Source organism: Kitasatospora sp. NPDC056184, from assembly GCF_042268405.1.
GTDB lineage: Bacteria > Actinomycetota > Actinomycetes > Streptomycetales > Streptomycetaceae > Kitasatospora.
Genome location: NZ_JBHJUI010000002.1, coordinates 485,965 through 510,334, shown reverse-complemented (window position 1 = coordinate 510,334; position 24,370 = coordinate 485,965). Strand labels below are relative to the sequence as shown.

Genomic DNA, 24,370 nt, shown 5'->3' with positions numbered 1-24,370 from the left:
CCGGGCGGTGACCGTCCGCGGGCAGGCCCGGCGAGCGCTGCGCGCGGCCCTGGAGCGGATGCCCTCCGGCCCGGCCGCCCGGGACGCCCGGGTCCTGCTGGAGCACCAGCTCGCCAAGCTGGCGGCACCGCTGCGGGTCGCGCTGGCCGGCCGGGTCAGCTCCGGCAAGTCCACGCTCGTGAACGCGCTGGTCGGGGCACCGGTCGCGGCCACCGGCCGGCATCCCGTGACCTTCGCGGTGAGCGTCCTGCGCTATGCCGACACCCCGTCCTGGACCGTCCACCGGGCCGACGGCACGAGCCGGTCCGTCGACACCGCGGAGCAGCTCGCCGCGTGGACCGCCCGAGCGGAGGACGGGCAGGCGCCCGCCCGGGTCGACCGCGTCGAGGGCCGCGGCCCCTATGCCTGCCTGCGGCAGTTCGAACTGGTCGACACACCCGGGTTCGACTCCCCGCACACCGAGGACACCGAGGAGGCGATGCGCGCCGTCGGAGCCACCCGGGCGTCGGTCGCGGCCGCCTCGGCGGACCGGCTGCGGACCGCCGACGCCGTGGTCCTGGTGCTCAACGGCGATGTCACCGGCGCCGATGCGGAGCTGCTGCGGCGGCTCCACGACCCCGACGGCGCCGGGTTCACCCCGAACCCGGCGACCTCGATGGCGGTGCTGACCAAGGTCGAGCGGCTCTGGCCCGGCGAGATCGGCGAGCCGGTCCGCGACCCGCGGGAGGTCGCGGAACGACACGCCCGGCGGATCATGCGCGCGGCCGAGAGCGGCCGGATGTTCCACGCTGTCCTCCCGGTGTGCGGCAAGGTGGCGGCGGCCGCGGCCGGCCTCACCGAGGAGGACCTGCACGACCTGTCCGCACTCGCCGGCGCCGGCCCGGCCCTGCTCGACCGCCGGCTGCGGCACCTCGCCGGATTCCTCGCCGCGGACGACCTGCCGATCGATCCGGACCGCCGCCGCGAACTGGCCGCCCGGCTCAGCCGCTACGGGATCTCGCTCGCCTGCCGGCTGATCCTGGAGGGAGCGGACCGCCCGGCCGCGCTCCGCCGCGAACTGGAGGAGCACAGCGGGCTGACCCGGCTGCGGACCGAGCTGGCCGAACGGTTCGCGGCCCGCAGCGGTCTGATCAAGACGGCCCGGATGATCGACGACGTCCGTGCCGCCCCCGACCTGCTGCTCGCCGACGCCTCCGACCGGGACCGCGACCTGACCACCCGGGCCGTCGAGTCGATCCTGAACCTGCGGCACACCGAGCCCGGGTTCGCCGAGTTCGACCTGCTGCGCCGGCACTACGCGGGCGCCCTGCCGCTCCCCGCGGGCGTCGCGGAGGAAGTGCGCCGGGCCGCCGGCGAGCACGGCACCTCCGCCGCGGCCCGCCTGGGCCTGCCCGCCGACGCCGGCCCCGAGCAGGTGCAGCGGACGGCGCTCGCCCGGCTCACCCACTGGTCCGACCCCCTCACCGGGGCCGTGCCGGGCGGCCGCGCGCCGGCCGCCGTCCTGCGCCGCCGCTACCAGGAGCTGTACGAGCGGGCCGGCCGCGCCCGGTCCGTCCTGGACGGGGACGCCGTCCTGGACGGGGACGCCGGGCCCGACGAGGACGCCGCCGACGGAGCCGGTGCGCCGACGGAGCCCGCCGACGGCTCCGGTCCCCTGCTGGTCGTGGACCTCGGCACCACCACCTCGTCCGCGCTGCTCCTGGCGGACGGCCCGCCGAGGCTGCTGAAGGAGCCCGGAACCGGCCGCGACTGGTGGCCCACCGCCGTCTACGACGACGGCGACCTGCACGTCGGCACGGCGGCCGAGGTCCGCCGGGCCGAGCACCCGCCCGCCTACCGCACCGAGTTCAAGCCTGAGATCGGCAGCAGCATCCCGGTGCTGCACGGCCCGACCGGCGGACGCACGGCCGAGGATCTGGCCGTCGCCGTGCTGGCCTCCTTCCGCGACCGCGCCGCCGAGTTCGGCCCCGCGCCGGTCCGACTCCTCGTCACGGTGCCCGTCGGCACCGTCGGCAGTCGGCGCGAGGCGATGCTGCGCGCCGGCGCGCGGGCCGGCTTCACCGACGTCGAGCTGCTCCCCGAGCCGCTCGCCGCGGCCTTCGCGCCGACCGCAGGCGATCCGTGGCCGCCCGGCAGCACGGTGCTCGTCTACGACCTCGGCGGCGGCACCTTCGACGCGGCCCTGGTCCGGATCGACGCCGACGGCTGCGAGGTCCTCGGCACGTCCGGACTGCCCGAGGGCGGCCGGGACGTGGACGCCGCGATCGCCGCCGAGCTGTGGCCGCCCGTCGAGTCCTGGCTGAACGCCGTGCCCGACCGCGCCCGGTACCGGGACACCGTCGCCCGCCGCACCCTGGCCGCGGCCGCGGAACTCAAGCAGCGGCTGGCCGCCCATCGGAGGCCGTCCGTGGAGATCGTCCTCGGCCTGCCGCCGCAGGGCCTCGACCACGAGCGGCTCACCGAGCTCACCTCCGCCCTGATGGCCGGCACCGTCGACCGCTGCCACGCCCTGATGGCGGAGGCCGGCCTGGAGCCGGAGCAGATCGACGGCGTCCTGCTCGCCGGAGGAAGCAGCCAACTCCCGGTCGTCCTGCCCTACTTGGAGAAGAATCTGGGCGTCGCCGGGCCGATCCGGCGGGCCGCCGACCCGGTGCTCGCCGTGGTGACGGGCGCCGCCGCCTGGGCGGCCGGCGCCGGTGCCCGGCGGGCCGCCGACGACGAACCGTCGCCGCAGCGCGTCCCGCTGGCCTGGACCCTTCCCGGCGGCCACGCCACCCTGGTGCGCTGGCTGGTCGAACCCGCGCAGACCTACCCGGCCGGCGCGGTGCTCACCCGGGTACGGCTCGCCGACGACAGCCTGTTCGACCTGACGGCCCGTACGGACGGCCGCCTGTTGCAGCAGCACGTGTGGCCCGGCGGCCGGATCTACTCGGGCACCTGGCTCGCCACCGCCCTGCGTTCTGCCGCGCCGGCCGACCTGCTCGCCGGGCCCGTGCTGCGACAGCACATCTCCGGCCGGGCCACGGCGCTGGCGGTCGGCGCGGACGGTCGCCGGATCGCCGTCGTGTTCCGGGACTCCCCGGACCACTCGGTGCTCGCCCTGTTCGAGGCCGACACCTGTGCCGAACTCCACCGGTCCACGATCGACGGCCGGGTCACCGCCCTGGCCTGGCCGGTGTCGGACCGGCGGCTGGTCCTGGCCGTCTCCGGCCCGGCCGAAGGGGCGCACACCGTCCAGGTGCTCGACCCGCTCGCGCCGCTCGCGCCGCACGGCCCGAGCGTGCTTCGCCGGCCCCGGACCGAGCAGCCCGCCGCGGTGCTCGCCCTCGCCCCGCTGCCCGGGGACCCCCGGGTCGCCCTGCTCCGCGGCGACGGCATGCTGATGACCTTCGACACCCGGACCGGCGCGATCCGGCCGCTCGCCGAGCTGCGGGGCGGCCGGCCCGCCGCACTCGCCGCCGACCCGGCCGGGCGGTGGGCCGCGGTCGGCGGCGGCGACGACGTGTCCGGCACGCTGGTCCTGGTGGACACCGCCACCGGCGCGCGGTCCGACCTGCCGTGCCCGCAGTCCCGGGTCCGGGCGGTGGCCTTCGCCCCCGGCCGCTCGGCGGTCCTGGCCGGCGGCGGGGTGCCCGGCGAGGGCGTGCTCGCCTTCTGCCACCCGGACCGCCGGCCGGTCCCCGTCGACCGGGTACCGGAGCACCAGGTGCGCGCCGTGCAGGTCTCGGCGAACGGAGAGCTGTTCGCCGCCGCGACGCCGGACGGCGAGGTCCGGATCGGGGCGGTGCGGACCGGCGAGGTCCTGGCCGCCGCCCGGTACGAGGGCGCCGCCGCCTCGGTGGCGTTCTCGCCGGACGGCCACCTCCTGTTCGTCGCCGGCGACACCGGAGTGGCGCAGTGGGCGCTGACCGATCACGATCCGCCGGGTCCTCCGTCCCCCTCCGTCGGCCACGTCAAGGCTCCCGCTGCGGAGCAGGAAGCCGGTTCCCATGACACCTGATCAGCCACCACCGTCCACCCGGTCCGACCGGACCGCCCCCGGCGAGGGCCCGCCCATCCGCCCCGGCACGCTCACCGACCTGTTCCGCGCCGCGTGCTCCCGGATCGAACCGCGCCCCGGCCTGAACACGGGTTCCCAGGTCGGCGCGGCCGTCGGCGACGCGTTCGACCACCTCAGGGCCGCGTGGGACGAAGCCGAGTGGGACGAGTACACCCGGCACCAGCTCACCCACATCCTCGACGCGCTGCACGTGGCCGTGAACGACGCGATCCGTACGGGCACCGCGTCCGCCCCGGTGCCCGCGACCGTCCGGGAGGGCAGGAGGGCCGACACCGGAAGGCGGAGGCTCCTCCCCGGACGGGCCGCCGATCGCGCGGCCGGGGCCAAGCCACTGCCCGTGTCCGCCCCGCTGCCGGCGTCCGCCGCCATCGGCCAGGTGCTGGAGGCCGTGGCGACGGCCCTCGGCCACGTCGAGCAGGCCTTCGACCGCCGACCGGTGCGCGCCGCACCCGCCGCTCCCCCGTGGTACGAGCACCGGGTGCTGCCGGACGTGGTCCGGAGCCTGGTCACGGTGGACCGCGAACGTCCGGACCGGATCCGGGACGACATCGAACGCCTGCGCGGCGTGCTGCGGGCGGACGGCGTCGAACTCGTCGACTACGAGCCCGACGTCCCCCCGGAACAGCAGGCCGACGCCTTCCGGCTGGAGATGCGGACCAGGGACGCGGCCTGCCGGTTCGTCACCCGCGTCCCGGCGCTGGTGCGGCGCGGCGCCGACCGGGAGCAGGTGCTGCTCAAGGGCTGGGCGGTCCGGCTGCCCCTGGACCCGGTCCCGGCGGCGGAGAACGAGCGGACGGCGGCGCCGGGCCGGGCCGGCGAACCGGTGCGGGAGGAAGGGGACACCCCGTGAGCGAAGAGACCTTTCAGAGTGTCGGGTTCGACCTGGGCCACGGCGAGACGGCCGTGGCGATCGCCCGGACCGTCACCGGCGCGGAGCCGCACCTCGCGGACCTGCCCGGCACCTCCGACCGGGTGCACCCGACGGCGGTGGCACGCTGCGTCGGGCCGGCCGGCCGGCCCGACGCCGTCGTGCTCGGCGGAGCCTGTTTCGGCCTGTTGCGGGAGCGTCTGAGCCGTCACTCGCCCTCGGGCGGGGCGGTGGAGGGCGACGAACTGGAGGAGCTCTACCTGGCCTTCAAGGAGCAGGGCCTGGGTCCGCGGGCCCGGCGGGCCACCGCCCTGTTCGTCGGCGAGATCGTCCGGGGCCTGACCGGCGCCGACCACGGGGACGGCCCGGGGAAGGTGCCGCAGGTCCTGCCCGAGACACCCTCGCACTGGGTGTTCGGCGTACCGTCCGGTTGGAGCCCGGAGGTCTGCGCCGAGTACGGGAAGCTGCTGCACGGCATCATCACCGAACACTGCCCGCGGCACACGGTCGAGCTGATCCCGGAGTCGCGGGCCGCGCTGCTGTACGCGCGGGAGTCCCAGGACCTTCCCGAGCAGGGGCGCAGGGCCATGCGGTCCGCAGCCGGCTCCTCGGGCGTCCTGGTCGTCGACATGGGATCGCTGACCACCGACTACACGCTGGTCTCGGGTCTGCGGGAGCATCCGGTCGCCGACTGGAACTCCCCGCTCGGCGCCGCCCTGATCGAACAGCAGATCCTGCGCCGGACCGTGGCCCGCCACCCCGACCGCGCACAGTTGGAGGCGGCCCTCTCCGAGGGCGACCCGCGACGCACTCAGGTGGAGTTCGCCTGCCGCAGGTCGAAGGAGATCTTCTTCGGCCTGTCCGAGGACGACCTCGCGCTGAACCCGCGGCCCCGGGCGATGATGGCCGCCGAGGTGGAGGCCGGCGAGGGCGAGATCATCGACCTCACCATCCGTCTGTCACCCGCGATCATGGACGAGGTGCTCGACGCCGAACTGGCCGCGCTGAAGGGGAGCAGCTGGCGGGACGCCTTCCGCCAGGAGATGGAAGCCGTCCGGGAGCGCGTGCTGGACCGCCTGGACGAGCTGCCGGACGTGGTGCTGCTGACCGGCGGCGCCTCCCGGATGCCCTTCGCCCAGCAGATCGTCCGGGCGGTGTTCGACGCCGGGGAGCCCGAGGGCAGCCAGGTCCTGCTGGGCAGTCAGCCCGAGTTCTCGATCGCCAAGGGCCTGGCCATCGCGGGCCGGACCCGGTACCGCACCGCGGCGTTCCTGGCCGACGTCGACGCCTTCGCCCGGGAGACCGTCCCCGCGCTGATCGCCGAGAACCTGGACGCGCTCGGTGCGGAAGTCGGCCGGGTCGCCTTCGAGGGCATCGTCGACGAGCAGGTCTGCCCGGCCGTGCTGCGCTGGCGCCGCAACGAGCTGCGGCTGCTCACGGACATCGGCACCGAGGTCGGCACGCGCAGGACGGACTACCTCGGCAGCCCGATCGGCCAGCAGAAGCTCCGCGAGGTCACCCATGCCTGGTACCGGCAGCTCACCGGGGTGATCGACCAGCAGGCGGCCGCACTCGCGCGCCGCCGCGGGATCCCGACCGAGGCGCTGCGGATCTCGCCGCACCAGGGCCGGGTGAGCGTCGGGAACCTCGACGGCCTCCAGGTCGGGGCGGCGCTGGACACCTTGAACAGCATCTCCGGCACGGTCACCACGATGATGAGCGCGGCGACGGCCGGGGCGGCGGCTTCGGTCATCATCGCGGTGACCACCGCGGCCGAGGGCGCCGCGGCGGCGACCGGTGCGGCGGTGGCGGTGTCCAACCCGATCGGCTGGGTCATCGGCGCGGCCGTCGGGGCGGCGGCGCTGATCATCGGCTTCCGGATCGGCCGGGACGCGCTGATGAAGTGGGCCGAAGGTGCCGACCTCGCCGGCCCGGTGCGCAGGCTCGGCCGGGAGTCGACGCTGCTGCGAAAGATCAAGGAGCAGGCGGAGCAGGACGACGTGGAGGCGAAGGCGATCTCCGGCTTCGCCGAAGAGTTCGTCCTGACCGAGGGACCGCAGATCTCCCGGGCGCTCGCCGGGGCCGTCGGCGAGCAGTTGCGGGCGGCGGCCCGCGAGGCCGCCCTGCTGATCGAGCGCGCCCAGTGACCTGAGTCGGAGATTCGTCGTCAGTCGGGAATGAGTCGTCCTGGTCCGAAGATTCCGCCGTTGTCGGTCACCGATGGGCAGCGGGAGGTGCTGCGGTCCTGGGTGCGTCGTCGCTCGACCTCGCAGGCGCCGGCGTTGCGGTCGCGGATCGTCCTGGAGTGCGCCGAGGGCCACTCGATCATGGAGGTGTCCCGGCGACCGGGCATCGCGCCGGACACGGTCCGCACCTGGCGCCGGCGCTTCATCGCTCGGGGCCTGGACGGTCTGGGCGATCTCCGACAGGTGGGAGATGGGCGTCCAGGAAGGCCCGGACGCCCGCCCCGTCGGTCGCCTCCGTCGTGGTGGCCACCGCTTCGCCGTCCCGGAGGAGCACGAAGGTGGGCGCACCCAGCACCTCGTACCGCTTGGTGGCCTCCGGGCAGCGCACGATGTCGGTGCGGACGACGGCGACGCGGCCCGCGTACGCGCGGGCCACGTCCTTGACCACCGGTTCCAGGTCCTTGCAGGCGGCGGCCCACACGCCCCAGAAGTACGCGAGTACCGCGCCGCCGACGTGCGCGAGTACGAAGTCGAACTCCGCGTCCTCCTGGGGATGGTGCACCCCGACTGCTGCCATGCGGCCTACTCCTTCGTCCTCGCGACCCGGTTGGCTCGCCGCCCCCATTCTCCCTGGTCGGCGGGCTGTCGGTCACACCCGGAGACGCGTCTCGGCTGCCGCCCGCGTCGCTGACGAGCCACTCACCGCTCTCGCGAGTCAGCCGACCGCCACGCCCCGGCCCGACGCTGCGACGGGCGAGTCGACCTGGACGTGGCTGTCCTGGCCCGAGGCCACCACGTGCACGTTCCGGTCCACGGCCCGGACCGCCTCGCCCAGCGGTCCCGCGAAGGCCGGGTCCTGGGCCAGGACCTCCCCTTCGTGGGCGAGCGACCCCGGCCCGGCACAGGCACCGGCTCCGGCTCCGGCTCCGACACGCGGGCGGCACGGCTGCGCGCCAGTGATTGAAGGTGATCGAGCACGACCATAGAGTGGCCGCGCCTTCTCCCACGGAGAAGTGACGACGACTCACGGTGACTTCCCACCGGGTGCGAACCGGCGGACGCCGATCGGACCCATGGCGCCGCCCTCCCACATCAAGGGGCTGCCATGACCATGCTGCTGGTCCTCGGCGAGTACCGGATCATCGGTACCGAACCGGACGGCGACACCATCCACTTCGCCCCCACCGACCCGCTCGCCTTCGACAAGCTCAAGGACGCCCCGGTCGAGGTCAAGAACGGCGTCGCCAGGGCCAGGCTCGACGGCGTCGACGCCCTGGAGACCCACTACGACCGGACCGGGCCACGGATCCGCCAACCCACCGAGTTCGGCGACAAGGCCGCGCAGGGGCTCCTGGACTTCCTCGGGTTCGGCAACGTCCGGCGCGTCGGACAGAAGGTCGTCTCCGCCGACCCGCCGCAGGCCCCCGGGTGGATCCTCACCCAGGGCGGGGACCCGTTCAAGCGCTGCGTCGCCCTGCTCGGCACCGGCACCCCGCCCGGCGCCGACGGCGCCCAGATCCAGGTCGACGTGCCGCTGCTGCAGACCACCGCCAACCACCACCTGCTCAGGACCGGCCTGGTCTACCCCGCCTTCTACGGCAAGCTCCCCCGCGAGCTCCGGGACGAGCTGGCCACTGTCACCCGCCAGGCCCGCGAGGCCGGCCTGGGGCTGTGGCCGCTCGACGCCACCACGGCACCGGCCGGCGCCTCCGTCACCGGCCTGTCCTCCCTCACCGAGGTGGTCATCCTCCCGAAGCTGTTCCGGCGGCTGGTCGACCACTTCAACCTGGTCGAGCAGTCGCTGGCCTGCTTCCCCGCCTACCTGGCGGGGAAGGAGGACAACGTCGAGGTCCTGTCGACGAGGACGAAGCAGCTGACCCTCGCGCCCCTGGTCCAGATCATCGACGGCTCGGCCGTGCGGATGCTCGCACAACCCGAGGACACCGTCTTCGCCGAGAACTGAGCGGACGGCGAGCGGACGGCCGTCGCCGGGCCCGCGTCCGACCGCGCCGGCCGTCCGGATCAGGTCCCCGCCACCGCCGATCCGGTCACCGGCGCCCGGCCGGGCAGGGCCCGGTCGGCCGCGGCCTGCACGGTGTCCAGGTCCTCGTCGGTCTCCGCACCGGCGACGGCGTCCGGCAGCTCGTCCTCCATGTACCGCAGGGGGCGGTGGCGCAGGCCCAGGACGCCCCAGACGATCAGCAGCACCCCGCAGGTGACGAGGAGCAGGCCGGTGCCGCGTCCGGGCCCGGTGCCGACCACCCGGCCCACGGTGCCCGCCAGCGCCCCTCCCCGGTCCAGCAGGCCCGAGAAGGACGCGGCGAGGGGCTGCGCGGTGAAGAAGGCCAGCGGGGTCATGGCGACGGCGAGCATCTGGTTGGTGGCGAGCACCCGGCCCTGGAGGTCCGGGCCGACCTTGAGCTGGATGATCGCCAGCCAGTGGGCGTTGAGGATGCTCATCGACGCCCACCAGACGAGTGCGCCCACGGCCGCCAGCGCCACCGACGGACGCAGGCCGACCAGGACGACCCCCAGGCCGACGCCGCTCACGAACCCCACCATGCCGGTCGCCCGCCGCGCCGTGCCGCCCCAGAGCGCCACGACCAGGCTGCCCGCCACGGCGCCCGCGCCGCCGACCGCGGTGACCACGCCCACCGCGGTGGTGCCGCTGAAGGAGAGCACGCTCGGGACCGTCAGCGTCACCGCGAGCGTGCCCAGGTAGTTCTCCACCATGAAGAACCCGATCATGACCAGCAGCGGACGCCGCCGGACCAGGAACCGCCAGCCGCCGACGACGGTCCGGGCGAAGGACTCCTCCCGCCGGCGGAAGAGCCGGTCGGGGAAGCGCACCCACAGCAGCGCGGCCAGGCCGACGAGGAACGACGCGACGTCCACGGCCACCACCCAGGGCAGGCCGACCAGCCCGATCAGCGCGCCGCCGGCCAGCGGGGCGATCAGCGTCCCCAGGCCGGCGCCGAGGTTGGCCAGCCCGTTGGCCTGCACCAGGTACGGCTTGGGGACGAGCTGGGCGACGGCCGCCAGGTAGGCCGGCCGCCGGAAGGCGGTCACCAGCGACATGACGCCCACGATCAGGCCGACCTGCCAGAGCGCCAGGCTGCCGCTCCACAGCGCGGCCACCAGGGACACCGTGGCGGTCGCGGAGACGGCGTCACAGGTGAGCATCACCCGGCGGCGGTCGATCCGGTCCGCCACCGCGCCGCCCAGCGGCCCCGCGACGATCGCCGGGAGCATGGCGAGCATGCTGATCAGCGCGTAGTCGAGGACCCGCCCGCTGCGCTGGTAGGCCCAGACGCCGAGGGCGAAGGAGGTCAGCGCACTGCCGATCAGGGAGACCGTCTGGCCGGCGGCGACGAGGTAGAAGTCCCTGAGGTCGCGCCGCGCCCGCCGGCCGACGACCGTGACCTCGGCGACCGGCTCCGGCAGCCGGCCGCCGGCCCAGGCACCGAGCCGCTCGCCGACCAGCGCGGCGAGCCGGCCGGCCTGGTGCTTGAGGAAGTAGTGGCCCGCTCGGGGGATGGTGGCCAGCTCCACCCGGTCGGCGAAGGCTCCCCACTCCGCGAACCGCTCCTCGTAGAGCTCCGTGGACCGGTCGCGTTCACCGATCACGCAGAGCACCGGGGCCCGCAGCCTGCGGGCGTCCGGCCTGGTCAGTTCACCGGTGAACCAGCCCTGTGCCTGGTCCACGTCGTGCCGCAGAGCGCGCAGCATGGTCCGCTGCGCCCCCTCGGACGCCTCCCCGTCCCCGTCGCCGTCGTCGTCCAGGCCGCCGAGGGTGCGCAGGAAGTCCCGGTAGGCCCGGTCCGAGGTCCAGCGGGTGGCCGGGAACCTGTCGCGCAGCCAGGTCGACAGACGCCCCGGCAGCCGCGCGCCGGGAAAGCTCCCGCCGACCAGCAGGCCCGTCACCTCGACGCCCTCGGCCTCCAGGCGCAGCGCCAGTTCGGTGGCCGCGGCCGAGCCGACGCAGTGGCCGTACACCGCCACCGGGCCGCACCGGCCGCCCGGGACCGCTGCGGCGGCCTCGGCCAGCTCGGCGACGACCCGGTCGATCAGCGCGGTCAGCGGGAGCAGCGGCTCGTCGGGCCGGGCCGGATCGTGTCCCGGCAGCTCCACGGCCAGCACGGCCGCGCCGGGCAGCGCCGCTGCGAGTTCCGTGGCGAGCGGGCCGTAGGCGGCCGCCGAACCGCCGCCGTAGGGGACGCAGACCACGGTGACGGTCGGGAGACGGCCGGGCGGGGGGCCCGCCAGCCGGTGCAGCAGGCGGCGCTCGCCGTCGGACCCGCCCGCCTCGACCGCGTCGAGGAACGCGGCCAGCTCGCGCACCGTCGGCCGGGTGAACAGGTCGATCACCCGGAGCGCCGGGTCGATCGCCCGGACCGCGCGCACCGCCCGGAAGGAGTCGCCACCCAGGGCGAAGAAGTCGTCGTCGATGCCGATGCCGTCGGCCGCGCCCGGTTCGAGGACCTGGGCCCAGGCCCGGGCGACGCGCAGCTCGGTCGGCGTGCTCGGGGCGGTGTGCCCGGTGCTCGCGGCCGGCTCGGGGGCGGGCAGGGCCGACCGGTCCACCTTGCCGTTGGGGGTGAGCGGCAGCGCGGGGAGCACGACGACCGCCGAGGGCACCATGTAGTCGGGCAGTCGCCCGCGCAGGGCCGTGCGCACCCGGGCGACGTCCACGGGGGCCCCGGGCACCGCCGGGGTCACCCAGGCGGCGAGCCGTCCGGCGTGGGCCTCGCCGACCGGCAGCACCACCGCCTCGCCCAGCTCGGGCAGGTCGCGCAGCGCGGCGGCCACCTCGCCGAGCTCCACCCGGAAGCCGCGGATCTTGACCTGGTCGTCGATCCGGCCGAGGAACTCGAACAGGCCGGCCGCGGTCAGCCGGACCCGGTCCCCGGAGCGGTAGCACCGCGCGGTGCCGGTCACCGGATCGGGGACGAAGCGCTCGTCGGTCAGGTCGGGGCGGCCGACGTACCCGCGCGCCACGCTCGGCCCGCCGATCCACAGCTCGCCGGGGACCCCGGCGGGCAGCGGCCGGCCGTCGGCGTCGACCACCCAGCAGTCGACGTCGGCCAGGGGCCGGCCGATCGGAACCGTCCCCGACCGCCGGTCCGGCGAGGTCTCCTCCACGGCGCAGCCGAGCACGGACACCGTGGTCTCGGTGGGCCCGTAGTGGACCTGCACGGCCAGTTCGGGCCGCGCGGTCCGGATTCTGGCCACCAGGTCCCAGGAGCACGCCTCTCCGGCGAGGACGAGCAGCCTGCGGGGCAGCACCCGGCCGAGGTCCCCGTGGGCGGCGAGCAGTTCCAGGTGGCTCGGCACCATCTTGACCGCGTCGACCGGGTGCGCCGCCAGGTACGCCCCGTACGCCTCCGGGTCGGTCGCCACCTCGCGGTCCACCAGGTGCACCGTGCCGCCGGTGGTCAGCGCCCCGAACAGGTTGGTCATGCCGAGGTCCGCCGCGTGGGTCGACACCAGGGCGAACGAGCCCCCCGCGACACCGCTGCCGGCCAGTCGCTCCGCCACCGCGTGCAGATAGTGCACGATCTGCCGGTGCTCGACCGTGACGCCCTTGGGGCGGCCGGTCGAGCCCGAGGTGAAGATCAGGTAGGCCGGCGCGGCCGGATCGACGGCCACGCCCGGTGCTCCGCCGGGCCGTTCCGGCGGCGAGCCCGCGGGGGACGGGTCGTCGAGGATCAGCGGCTCCGCGAAGGTGCCCGCGGGGTCCGCACCGCGCCCCGGGAGGCGCTGCGCGAACTCGCGCTCCGCGAGGACGACCCGCGCGCCCGCCGTCGACAGGATGTCGGCAAGCCGGTCGTCCGGATACGCCGGGTCGAGCGGCAGGTAGACCGCGCCGGCCTTGAGGACGGCGAGCAGGGCGACCACGAGCGGGGTCCGGCGGTCGGCCAGGACGGCGACCGGGTCCCGCGGTCCGACTCCGGCCGCGAGCAGCCGGTGCGCGAGCCGGTTCGCCCGCCGGTCCAGCTGTCCGTAGGTGAGTGCGCCGTCGGGGCCCACGACCGCCGTCGCGCCGGGCCGTTCGGCCGCCCAGCGCTCGACCGGGGCGTGCAGCGGCCGGGTGAGGTCGAAGCGCCGGCGCGGCCCGGACAGCAGCGGTCCGTCCACCGGTTCCAGCGCCACCTCGCGCACGGGGCGGTCGAGATCGGACAGCACGCCGTCGAGCAGGACGGCGTACCACTCGGTGATCCGCCGCGCGGTGTGCTGCTCGAAGAGGTCGGTGCGGTAGATCAGCGACCCCTCGTAGGTGTCGCCGGTGCCGCTCGCGGAGGTGGCCGTGAACGCCAGGTTCAGGTCGAACTTGGCCGTTGTCGCCGGCGGTGCGAAGACCTTCGCCGCCAGGCCCGGGAAGCGCGGCGGCGCCGCCGGGGTGTCGATCACGTTGAGGAGGACCTGGAAGATCGGCGTGGTGGAGAGGTCCCGAGCCGGGCGCAGCCGGTCCACGATCCGCTCGAACGGGACCTCGGTGCGGGCGAAGGCCTCCAGCGCCACGCCGCGCACCCGGGCCAGCAGCTCCCGGCCGCTCGGCCCGCCCGACAGGTCGGTCCGCAGGGTCAGGGTGTTGATGAAGAAGCCGATCGTGCGCTCGGTGTCGGGGTGCCGCCGTCCCGCCTCGGGCACGCCGACCGGCACGTCGTCGACGCCCGACAGCCGGGCCAGCAGCTCCTGCCACACGGCGAGCAGCACCATGAACGGCGTGCAGCCGAGCTCGGCGGCCCGCCCGCGCACCTTGGCGGTCAGGGCGGCCGGCAGGACCACCGGCAGTTCCGCGCCCGTCCGGTCCGCGACCGGCGGGCGGGGCCGGTCGGTGGGCAGGTCCAGGACCGGCTCCATACCGGACAGCGCACCGGCCCACCAGGCCAGGTCGGCCTCCGCGCGGGCCTCGTCCTCCGGCCGCCGGGCGAGCCAGTGCGCGTAGTCCGCGTACTGGACCGGCGGCGGTGCGGGAGGCTCGGCCAGCCCGAGCCGTGCCGCGTAGAGGGCCGCCAGTTCCGCCACCGCCACGGTCCTCGACCAGGCGTCGAAGGCGATGTGGTGGACGGTCAGGGCCAGCACGTGCTCCTCGGTGCCGAGCCGGAGCAGCGTCGCCCGCAGGGGCGGTTCCACGGCCAGGTCGAACGGCCTGCGCAGGTCCGCCAGCAGGCGGCGCTCCAGCGACTCCCGCTCCCCCGGCCCGGTCAGGTCGGCCTCGGCCAGCGGCACCGCGTCCGCCGGGCCCGCCACGGAGACCGGCTCGCCGTCGGTCTCGACGATCAGGCTCCGGAGGACCTGGTGCCGCTCGGCGAGATCCCGCACCGCCCCCAGCAGCGCCGCGGGGTCCAGCGGGCCGCGCAGGTGCAGCGCGACCGGGATGTGGTAGGCGGTGCTCTCCGGGTCCAGCTGGGTGAGGAACCGGAGCCGCGCCTGTGCGGCCGACAGCGGGGCCGGGCCGTCCCCGTCGGGTCGGGCGGGTATCGCCGGGGTGCTGCCGGCCGCGGTGCGGCGGGCCGAGGCCAGCCGGGCCCGCAGCGCGTCGGCGAGCCGGGGATCACGCCGCTCGGCGGACACCTCGGTCATGCGGCACCGCCGGCGGTGGTGACGGCGGCGGTGGTGGCGAGTGCGGCCTCGTCCGCCCGGTCGGCCGATCCGGCTTCCGCCGCTTCGACTTCGGCCGTTTCGACTTCGGCCGCTTCGGCGAGGTCGGCCAGCAGCAGGGCCTCCAGCCCGGCGGCGAAGTCGGCCAGGACCGGGTGCTCGAACAGCAGGCGCACCGGCACCGCGAAGTCCAGCGCCGCCACCAGCCGGCCCGCGACCCGGGTGGCCGCCAGCGAATGCCCGCCGAGCGCGAAGAAGTCGTCGTGGGCGCCGACCTCGGCGACGCCGAGCACGATCTCCCACACCTCGGCCACCAACAGCTCGGCATCGGTCCGCGGGGCGATCCGGTCCCGTCCGGATTCGCGGCCGGGCGCCGGGAGGGCGCCCCGGTCGACCTTGCCCGAGGCCGTCCGGGGCAGGGCGTCGAGCACGACCCACCGCCGGGGCACCATGTGGTCCGGGACGCGGGTCTGCAGGCGCTCCTCCACCGCGGGAGTGCCGAACGCGGCCGCCGCCGGGGCGCCCACCGCGAGGTAGCCGACCAGGTGGGCGTCCGCTCCGTCGCCGAGGACCACGACGGCCGCGTCCGCGACCGCCGGCTCCGCGCGCAGGGCGGTCTCGATCTCGCCGAGTTCGACCCGGTGGCCGCGCAACTTCACCTGCTGGTCGCGGCGGCCCCGGAAGTCGAGGGTGCCCGGCCCGGAGGACCCCGACGGCCGCCAGCGGGCCAGATCACCGGTGCGGTAGCGCCGTCCGCCCGGTGCGAACGGATCCGCGGTGAACGCCGCCGCGGTCGCGTCGGGCCGGTTCCGGTAGCCCCGGGCGACGCCCGCACCGCCGATCCACAGCTCTCCGGTCACTCCCGGCGGCACCAGCCGGCCCAGGGCGTCCAGCACGTAGGCCGTCTCCCCGGCCAGCGGCCGGCCGATCGGCACCGCCTCGCCGACGGGAGCCTCCACCCGCGCCATGGTCGAGTAGACCGTGCTCTCGGTGGGCCCGTAGGCGTTCCACAACTCGCCGGTCCGCGCCAGGAGTTCGCCAGCCAGCCCGGAGTCCATCGGCTCGCCGATGCTGACGACGCGCACCCCCGGTCCGGACCACTGGGCGGCGACCAGCATCCGGAGCGTGGTCGGCGTGGCGGTCAGCAGCGTCACCCCGGCCCGGTCGATGAACCGCGCGACGGCGTACCCGTCCACCGCGGCCTCGCGGTCCAGCATCGCCAGCCGCAGCCCGCAGGTCAGGCCGACCCAGAGTTCGAACCCGAACACGTCGAAGGCCGGGGACGTGAGACCCAGCATCACGTCGTCGGGCCGGATGCCCGGCGTGATCCGCATCGCGGCCACGAAGGCCGCCAGGTTCGCGTGGGTGACCTCCACGCCCTTGGGCAGGCCGGTCGAACCGGAGGTGTACAGCACGTAGGCCAGGCCCTCGGGCACCACGTCGGGCAGCCGCGCGGGTCCGGGGTCGGCCGGGCTGCCCAGGTCGAGGACGCCGACGCCGACCGCTTCGCCCAGCTCACCGGCGAGCGCGAGGGTCTCCCCGGCGGCGACGAGCACGGTCGCCCCGGAGTCGGCGAGTCGGCCGCGCAGCCGTTCGACGGGCTGGTCCGGTTCCAGGGGGACGTAGGCCGCGCCGGCGCGCAGGACGCCGAGCAGGGCCGCGGGCAGGTACCGGTCACGGGGAAGGCAGACGCCGACGGTGAAGGCCGGCGCAGGACCTGCCGCGGGCCCGGACGCTCTCGTCGCGAGCAGGGCTGCGGCCACGCGCCGGGACCGTTCGGCCAGGTCCGCGTAGCTGAGTTCGCCGGCCGCGTCGGAGGTGGCCACCGAGGCCGGCCGCCGCTCGGCCTGGTCGAGGACGGCCGCCACCACGGTCCGCGGACCGCCGGCCGGCAGCGGGGCTCCGGTGCCGGCGGCGAGCAGCGCGGCCCGCTCCGCGTCGCTCACCACCTCGACGGCCGACAGCGGAAGGTCCGGATCGGCCGCCGCGGCCCGCAGGACCCGGAGCAGCCGGTCGGCGAACGCCTCGGCGTCGGCCGGGCCGAACCGGTCCGCGTCGTACGCGATCTGGAGCTCGGGCCCCCGCACCGTCTCGTTGACGAACACGGTCAGCGCTGCCTGCGTCCCCCCGCCGGTCGCCTCGCCGAGCAGTTCCAGACGGACGCCGTCGCGCTCCACCGCGACCGGGAGGCCGGCCGGCTGGAGCGAGAGCACGACCGGGGTGCCCAGCGTTCCCCGGGGGTGTTCGATGCCCGCCGCCTCGAAGGCCTCCTGCACGGTGAACCCCGGATGGTCCAGCACCCGGGCGGTCGTGGCGGAGGCGCGGGCGACGGCGCTGCGGAACGACTCCCCCTCCCCCAGCCTCAGCCTGATCGGCCTGATGCCGACCAGCGGCCCGACGACCGCCTCCAGCTCGGGGTCCGCCCGGTGCGCCACGGCCGCGCCCAGGAGGACGTCGGACCGGCCGGTGAAGGCGGCGACCAGCACGCCGAGCGCGGTCAGGAACACCGGGAACGGCGTGGATCCGCAGTCGGCCGCGAGCTCGCGCAGCAGGGCCGCCGTCCCGGCGTCGAGGGGGCGGACCAGCCGTTCGCCGACCGTTCGACCGGGACCGGCGGGCACGGCGGGGAAGAGGTCGTGCGGCGGGACGGCGTCCGCCAGCTCCCGGGCCCAGAAGGCCCGCGACTCCGCCACCCGGTCGGGCCCGGCGGCCAGCGCGCGCTCGTGCAGCGCGATGTCGCCGACCTGGACGGGCGGCGGCGTGCCGCCCGGGCCGCCGCCGGCCCGGTGGTCCGCCCCGCCGCCCAGGCCGTCGGCCAGCTCCGCCATCAGGACGCCGATCGACCAGCCGTCGAACGCCACGTGGTCGGTCACGACGACCAGTTCGGCGTCGTCCTCGCCGAGCCGGAGCAGCGTGGCCCGCAGCAGCGGTGTCTCGGTGGCGAGGTCGAACGCGTGGCTCGCGGCCGCGCGTCTCAGCTCGGCCGCCCGGCTCGCCCGCTCCGCCCCGGACGCGCCCCCGAGATCGTGCTCCTCGAACGGCACCGGGGCCGGCGGGCGGACCGACGCCACCGGTTCGCCGTCGACCGCCCGGCCGGAGGCGTCCACCGCGGCGCCGGCCAGCACGACGCTGCGCAACACCTCGTGCCGCTCGACCACCGCGTCCAGCGCGGCCCGCAGCCGCGCCGTGCCCGGCAGTCCGCGCAGCCGCAGCCGGAAGGCGATGGTGGTGGCCCGCTCGCCGCCACCGAGCTGCCGCAGCAGCCACATCCCCTGCTGCGCGGACGTCAGCGGGTAGCTGTCCCGCCCGGTATGACGGACCAGCGCGGGCTCCGGCGCGGTGCCCGGGCGGTCGGCCGACCCGGCGTGCAGCAGCGCGGCGAGTCCGGCGACGGTCGGCGCGGCGAGGAAGCCCGCCAGGGAGACGGCCGTCCCGAACGCGCGGCCCAGGAGGGCGCAGACGCGAGCGGCCGCCAGCGAGTGCCCGCCGAGCGCGCCGAAGTCGTCGTGGACGCCGACCTCCGCCAGACCGAGGACACCGGCGACGATCTCCGCGATCCGCCGCTCGGTGTCGGTGCGCGGGGCGGCGTACGCGGTGTCGGCCGCGCGGCCGAACTCCACCGCGGCCAGCGCGGTGCGATCGGCCTTGCCGGTCGGTCCGACGGGCAGGCGTTCGAGGACGGCGATCCGGGAGGGGACCAGGTGGTCCGGCAGCCTGTCCCGCAGCCAGGCGCGCAGCCGCGCCTCGGTGAGCGCCCGGTCGGCCGACTCCGCGTAGGCCAGCAGGCGCCGGGTGCCGTCCTCGTCGGCCGGCGCGAGCACCACGGCGTGCCGGACGGCCGGATGCCCCGCGAGCACCGCCTCGACCTCGCCCAGCTCGATCCGGAAGCCGCGGACCTTCACCTGGTCGTCGATCCGTCCGGCGAAGCGGTGGAGCCCGTCCACCCGCCGCACCAGGTCGCCGGTCCGGTAGTGCCGGACTCCGGCGGCGTCCGTGACGAAGCGTTCGGCGGTCAGCTCCGGCCTGGCCAGATAGCCCCGGCCGACCAGCGGACCGGACACCCAGAGCTCCCCGGTCTCGCCGTCGCCCAGCGGGTTTCCGGCGCTGTCCCGGATCGAGAGCCCGCTCTCCGCGTAGGGCGATCCGATCGGCGGCTCCGCCCGCCCGGCTCTGGGGACCTCGTGCGTCACGCAGCTGACGGTGCACTCGGTCGGGCCGTAGCTCTGGACGACCCGTCGTACGCCGGTGTTGGCGTAGATCCGGTCCGCCAGGGCGCGGGTGAGCGGTTCGCCGCCCGCGCGGACGGTGCGCACGCCCGGCGGCAGCGGCTCGCGCACCAGCGCGGCCAGCGCGGACGGCGTCCCGTAGACCATCGTGACCCGGTCCCGCGCGGGAAGGGCGGGCAGCGCGAGCAGGTTCTCGGCCAGGATCACCGTCCCGCCGCAGAGCAGCGGGAGGAACAGCTGGGTCACCGACGGGTCGAAACAGACCGAGGTCGCGGCCAGCATCCCGCGGAGTTCGCCGGCCGAGTACACGCCCGCCTCCCACCGCAGCAGGGCCGCCACGTTGCGGTGCTCGACCACCACGCCCTTGGGCCGGCCGGTCGAGCCCGAGGTGTACATCACGTACGCGGCGTCCGTCGGCTCGCCGGCGAGGTCGGGGCCGGCGAGGTCCTCGCCGTCCTGGCCCACCGTCTCGACGAGCATCGGGTCGGCGCCAGCGGCCCGGAGGACGTCGCCCCGGCGCCGCAGGACGGCCGCCGAGGAGACCAGGTGGGAGATCCCGGCGTCCGCGGCGATGAACTCCAGGCGGTTCGCCGGGTAGGCCGGGTCCAGCGGCACGTAGGCCGCACCGGCCTTCCAGACCCCCAGCAGCGCGGGGATCAGCCACTCGTCGCGGTCCAGGCAGACGCCCACCAGCGAGCCCCGCCCGGCCCCCCGGCGGCGCAGCTCGCGGGCCACGGCGGCGGCCCGGCGGTCGAGGTCCGCGTAGGTCGTCCGGACCGACCCCGCCACCACGGCGATGTCGTCCGGAGCCCGTCCCGCCCTCTCCTCGAAGGCCCGGTGGACCCGGCCGATCCCGAACGTGCTCGCCGACGTCATGGTCGATCCCCCCTCGTGAACCCGCCATGACACGCACATCGGGCGTGTCAGGCGTTCCGGTGCAGAACGGATGGTGGGCGCTGGTCGGTCGCCGTCGCTGCAGCGTGCGGTCGGGCAACCCGGGAAGGTCGGCTCAAGGTCGTTCAGGACGGGGCTTCCAGCGGCGCGCCCACCGTACTTTGCCGTCTCCGGCGGGTCCAGGGTTGTGATCGTCAGGAAGCGGACCTTGAGTACGGCGGCCCGGTGCGGTAGGCGGCCTGCCGCTCAGGCCTCGTGGACGAAATGCGCGCAGTCCGGACAGTCGTCGAGATACCGGTGCCGACACTCAACAGTGTGCTGCAGGAAGGTGATGGCCTGTTGTGTGCGGGCGACCTCGCGTTCGAGTGCGGCGATCTTCGCCCTCACCACCGCCTGCGCCGCCGGCTTCCTCGGTGCCGTCGCGGCGATGACCTCCGGCAACGAGAGGCCGACGCGCCGCAGCTTCAGCACCGTGCGCGCCTGCTCCAGCGCGCTGTCGTCGTAGATGCGGTAGCCGTTGCCGTCGCGGCGCACGGTGAGTGCGCCCACGTCCTCCCAGTGCCGCAGGACGTGGGCTTCGATGCCGAGCTCTGCGGCTGCTTGTCCGATCGTCCGCATCACACACGCCTTGCCTTCATGTCGACCTGAACCCCTAGCGTCTCGATCATGCCTGACACCAACCGGCCCACGGGCACCCATCACAGGCCGTCGATCCTGGTCACCGGCGCGGCCGGCAACCTCGGCCGCGAGGTCGTCGACCTCCTCCGGACACACGGCGCGCTCGTGCGGCGCCTCGTCCGCCACCCGACCGGCCCCTGCTCCGGAACCGGGACCGTGGTCGGCGACCTCACGGACCCCGCGGTCCTCCGAGCCGCGCTTCCGGGCGTCGACGCCGTCCTCCTCATCTGGCCACTGCTCGATACGGCCCCGGCCCACGACGTGGTCGCGGAACTCGCCGCAGCGGCGCCCCGGGTCGCCTACGTGTCCTCGACGGCCGTGGACGACCAAGCCACCCGCCAGAGCGATCCCATCGTCCAGGTGCACGCCGACATGGAAGCCCTCCTGCTCGATGCCGGACTTCGACCCGCGGTGCTGCGCAGCGACACGCTGTCCTCCAACGCTCGTGGATGGGCGGCCCAGTTGCGGGCGGGCAACGTGATCGCGGGCCCGGACGTCGCGCGCACGGCCGTCGTCGACGAACGCGATGTCGCCGCCGCGGCGGCAGCCGTACTGCTCGCGCCGGACCGTGCCCGACCGAACCCCGGCCCGTACGTGTTGACCGGACCCGAGGTGCTCGGTCGCGCCGACCAGGTCGCGCGACTCGGTGCCGCACTCGGGCGCCGTCTGAGCTTTCGGCCGCTTCCCGCTGATCTCGCTCGGTCGCGCATGCTCGCGGACGGTCGTCCCGAGCGACTGGTGGAGGCGCTGTTGGCCGCTTCGGTGGACCGACCGGAGTCGCACCGCATCACCGATCATGTCGAGCGCCTCACCGGCCGGCCGGCCCGCACCTTCGCCAGGTGGGCGGTCGACCACGCGGCCGAGTTCGGCTGACGGGAGAGCCGCGGCCGTGGCCCTGCTCGCACGGGGACCGCTACCGGGCCCCGGTTCGGACTGCCCGCATGACCCGGCCGGGAACCGGCCGCCTGCTCGCGGGCCTTCCTCCGGAGCCCGGCGCCGCGGGTGCGACCCGCGTTGCTCCGCACCGGCCGCGGAGCAACGCGCCGCCGCACCTCCGCAGTTGACAGCCCACGACGATCAGGGTCAGTCCGTCCGAATTCGACCGGGGTCGAAGGGCCTTGGCCCGGCGCGGCCCGCGCGACGAGTCTGGGGGCGCCGAACCGGCACACCGCTCGCACCAGCACCGAGGAGTTCCCATGAACCGTCCGACCGCCCTCCGTCTGCGCGTCACCGCCGCGGCCCTCGCCGTCTCGGCCTGTCTCCTCGGCGGGGTGGGCTCCGCCCAGGCCGCGTCGGCCGGTGCCGCGAGCAGCCCGAGCCGGTCGGCCGCCGCGACCGAGTCGGCGACCTTCACCGGCAGCGGGACCGGCGGCTCGATGGACTCGGCCATCACGAGCGCCACCAACGTGGCCCTCTCGTTCGCCCAGATCGCCGGCTGGCAGCGCAGCCAGTGCTACCGCTACGGCTCCGACCTGCGGCAGTCCATGGGGTGGTGGACCGCGACCTCCACGGTGATGTGCATCCGCTGAACCGCCGCGCACGCGGACGGCGCCGCCGGTGCCCACCGCGCCGTCCTCCCGGTGCCGGAGCGTGCACCACCCGGCGAGGACGGACCGCGGCTCGGCGGCGATCCGCACTCCCCGTAAGGTTGCCCGAGGCACACCCGAGGACGGGCGGGCGGTGCACCGCCCCGCCGCACCCGCGCGGGCGGCCCCCGCCTCCGGCCGGTGCCGGCGTCGGGGTGTGCCGGGCGAACGCATCGGGACAGGGAGAGAGATGGCGAGGGACGACCAGGAGGCCAGGCGTCCGCACGGCGAGTTGGTCGCGGACGTGATGGCGGTGCTGTGGGCGGCCGGTGAGCCGATGACCGCCCGGCAGGTCAAGGGCGCGCTGCACCAGGACCTCGCCCGGACCACCGTGGCGACGATCCTCGCCCGCCTGCACGAGAAGGGGACCCTGGACCGCACCCGTCCGGGGCGCTCCTTCGCGTACGCGCCGGTCTCGGACGCCGCCGGCCTGGCGGCCTCGCGGATGCGCCGGGAACTGGAGAAGGAGCCGCAGCGGGACCTCGTCCTGAAGCGGTTCGTGTCCTCGCTGTCCACGGGCGACGGGGACGTCCTGCGGCGCCTGCTGATCGAGGCGGAGGCCGAACCGGCTCCGGCCGCGGGCGCCGCGGGCGAGGCCGTCCCGGAGCGCGAGGCGTGACGCTGTTCCTGGTGGTCGTCGCCCTCGCCGTCGCCCTTCCGTGGGGAGCGGCGCCCGCGGCCCGCCGGCTGGCCGGGCTGCTCCCGCCCCGCGCGGCCTCGCTGGCTCTCGCGGGAGCCGCCGTGCTGCTGGCGGGCGGCACGATCGCGGCGCTGGCAGGGCTCTTCCACGTGCCGTTCCTGGCGGGACTGGAGCGCCTGCGGTTCACCCAGGTGACCGCGGCCTGGCCGGCGGTGGTTCCGGTGTCCTGTGCCGCCGGGGCCCTGCTCGCCGTGCAGGCGGTCCGGCTGGCGCTGGCCGCGCGCCGACAGCGCGCGCTGCTGTCCCGTGCGTGGGACCTGACCGGCGAGGGGGCGGCCGAGGGCGACGTGCTCGTCGTCCCGGGAGAGGAGGCGGAGGCCTTCGCCCTGCCGCGCCACCGTGGGCGCGCCGCTCGGGTCGTCGTGTCGGAGGGCATGCTCGGGGCCCTCGGTCCGGCGGAGCGCACGGCGCTGTTCGCCCATGAGCGGGCTCATCTCCGCGGGCGGCACCATGTGTTCTCGGCCGTCGTCGACCTGGCCGCCGCCGCGCACCCGGCGCTCGCGCGGTTGGGGCCCGCTCTGGAGTTCCACCTGGAGCGGTGGGCGGACGAGACCGCGGCGGCGGCGGTGGGGGACCGGAGGATCGCCGCGACCGCCATCGCCCGCGCCGCGCTGGCCGGCCCGGCCGGGACGGGGGTGCGCGGCGGCCGGTTCCTGTCCGTCAGCACGGGGCCGGTCCCCCGGCGGGTTCAGGCCCTGCTGGAGCCGGAGCCCGTCGGGCCCGAGGGGCGGGGGCCGCGTGCGGCCGCGGCCGGCCTCGTCGCCGCGGTGGTGGTGTCGTCCCTGCTGGCGCTCGGTCTCGCCTACGGCCTGCACGAGTACGTGGAGCACGCGGCCCGGAGGATCGTCGGCCCCTGAGCGATCTGACGACATCAATGTAGACCGATGATCGCGGGCGTGGGTAGGGTGGGCCCAGGCTTGCTTCTCCGACGCCGCGGGCGTCGCGCTCTTCCGATGATGGGGACAGGGTTTGTACGACGGACGGCAGGGATCGTCGAGTCCGTTCGAGCAGTCCGTCTACCTCCTGTCGCAGGCCGGGCGGGCCGTCGACCGCCTGCTGGCGGAGCGGCTGGAACACCGGGGGCTGACCCCGGTCCACCACGCGCTGCTGTCGGCGCTGGCGCGGCTGGGCCCGCACGGCCGGCAGGACCTCACCACCCGGGTCATGGCGCCCGCGGCCGAGGTGGACCAGGCGCTCGACGACCTCCTGTCGGCACGTCTGCTGCGGTCGACGGTCGTCCACGTCGGCGGTCGGCAGGAGGTACTGGCGATCACGCCCGCGGGCGAGTCCGCCCTGGAGGTGCTCCACACCGACGCGTCCGCGACGCAGGACGAGGTGCTGGCGTCCTTGACGAAGGGCCAGCGCGTCGAGCTCAACTCCCTGCTCCGGCGCGTGTGCGCGGCCACCGCCCGCGGAGCCGGGCAGGGACCGCCGCCCCGCGAGGAGGGCGGCTGGACACTGACCCGCGGATCCCGGCGCACCTGGGCGAGAGTTCGGGAGGGCGCCGGCCCGGCCGAGCGGCCGGACGTCGAACGGCCGGCCTGACTCCCCCGCCCCGCCCCCGCGT

General features: G+C 75.8%; 13 protein-coding genes and 1 pseudogene. 10 read left to right on the top strand and 4 right to left on the bottom strand.

Translation table 11 applies throughout. The features are described 5' to 3' along the window. Positions 1-7: 7 nt before the first annotated feature. From ACFC0B_RS07170 to ACFC0B_RS07155, 4 genes and pseudogenes are all read left to right on the top strand, one after another. A complete protein-coding gene (locus ACFC0B_RS07170; protein WP_376083396.1) occupies positions 8-4,000 on the top strand; it encodes an Hsp70 family protein in 3,993 nt (1,330 codons plus the stop codon). Next, complete coding sequence (locus ACFC0B_RS07165; protein WP_376083394.1) at positions 3,990-4,910, top strand: hypothetical protein; 921 nt, start codon at positions 3,990-3,992, stop codon at positions 4,908-4,910. The genes ACFC0B_RS07170 and ACFC0B_RS07165 overlap by 11 nt, the downstream gene beginning before the upstream one ends. Further along, on the top strand, positions 4,907-7,075 hold the full coding sequence (locus tag ACFC0B_RS07160) for an Hsp70 family protein (protein ID WP_376083393.1): 2,169 nt from the start codon (positions 4,907-4,909) through the stop codon (positions 7,073-7,075). The genes ACFC0B_RS07165 and ACFC0B_RS07160 overlap by 4 nt, the downstream gene beginning before the upstream one ends. A 30-nt stretch (positions 7,076-7,105) precedes the next feature. Continuing rightward, positions 7,106-7,324: pseudogene (locus ACFC0B_RS07155) on the top strand (helix-turn-helix domain-containing protein); the annotation flags it as partial. Here the strand turns inward: ACFC0B_RS07155 and ACFC0B_RS07150 are convergent. Beyond that, entirely contained in the window at positions 7,317-7,691 is a 375-nt protein-coding gene (locus tag ACFC0B_RS07150) for a thioredoxin family protein (RefSeq protein WP_376083391.1), read from the bottom strand. The pseudogene ACFC0B_RS07155 and the gene ACFC0B_RS07150 overlap by 8 nt on opposite strands. A 528-nt stretch (positions 7,692-8,219) precedes the next feature. On the opposite strand from ACFC0B_RS07150, the gene ACFC0B_RS07145 reads away from it, so the two are divergent. Further along, positions 8,220-9,077 (top strand): thermonuclease family protein, encoded by an 858-nt coding sequence (locus tag ACFC0B_RS07145; protein ID WP_376083389.1) that lies wholly within the window; start codon positions 8,220-8,222, stop codon positions 9,075-9,077. A 59-nt stretch (positions 9,078-9,136) separates the two neighbouring features. Here the strand turns inward: ACFC0B_RS07145 and ACFC0B_RS07140 are convergent, their stop codons facing one another. From ACFC0B_RS07140 to ACFC0B_RS07130, 3 genes are all read right to left on the bottom strand, one after another. Beyond that, positions 9,137-14,701: an amino acid adenylation domain-containing protein gene (locus tag ACFC0B_RS07140; protein ID WP_376083387.1), complete on the bottom strand. Its 5,565-nt coding sequence runs from the start codon at positions 14,699-14,701 to the stop codon at positions 9,137-9,139. After that, on the bottom strand, positions 14,698-19,821 hold the full coding sequence (locus ACFC0B_RS07135) for an amino acid adenylation domain-containing protein (RefSeq protein ID WP_376083385.1): 5,124 nt from the start codon (positions 19,819-19,821) through the stop codon (positions 14,698-14,700). Before ACFC0B_RS07135 ends, ACFC0B_RS07140 begins: the two co-directional genes overlap by 4 nt. A gap of 264 nt (positions 19,822-20,085) precedes the next feature. Next, positions 20,086-20,457 (bottom strand): MerR family transcriptional regulator, encoded by a 372-nt coding sequence (locus ACFC0B_RS07130; RefSeq protein WP_376083384.1) that lies wholly within the window; start codon positions 20,455-20,457, stop codon positions 20,086-20,088. Between the two features lie 48 nt (positions 20,458-20,505). On the opposite strand from ACFC0B_RS07130, the gene ACFC0B_RS07125 reads away from it, so the two are divergent. The 5 genes from ACFC0B_RS07125 (at position 20,506) to ACFC0B_RS07105 (ending at position 24,348) form a co-directional block, all read left to right on the top strand. Next, positions 20,506-21,390, top strand: a complete 885-nt coding sequence (locus ACFC0B_RS07125; RefSeq protein ID WP_376083382.1) for an NAD(P)H-binding protein — start codon at positions 20,506-20,508, stop codon at positions 21,388-21,390. A gap of 323 nt (positions 21,391-21,713) precedes the next feature. Further along, entirely contained in the window at positions 21,714-22,046 is a 333-nt protein-coding gene (locus ACFC0B_RS07120; RefSeq protein ID WP_376083381.1) for a hypothetical protein, read from the top strand. Between the two features lie 247 nt (positions 22,047-22,293). Then, a complete protein-coding gene (locus ACFC0B_RS07115; protein WP_376083379.1) occupies positions 22,294-22,722 on the top strand; it encodes a BlaI/MecI/CopY family transcriptional regulator in 429 nt (142 codons plus the stop codon). Continuing rightward, positions 22,719-23,660 (top strand): M48 family metalloprotease, encoded by a 942-nt coding sequence (locus ACFC0B_RS07110; RefSeq protein ID WP_376083377.1) that lies wholly within the window; start codon positions 22,719-22,721, stop codon positions 23,658-23,660. Before ACFC0B_RS07115 ends, ACFC0B_RS07110 begins: the two co-directional genes overlap by 4 nt. A 112-nt stretch (positions 23,661-23,772) precedes the next feature. Next, a complete protein-coding gene (locus ACFC0B_RS07105; RefSeq protein WP_376083376.1) occupies positions 23,773-24,348 on the top strand; it encodes a MarR family winged helix-turn-helix transcriptional regulator in 576 nt (191 codons plus the stop codon). The last annotated feature ends 22 nt before the right edge of the window (positions 24,349-24,370 follow it).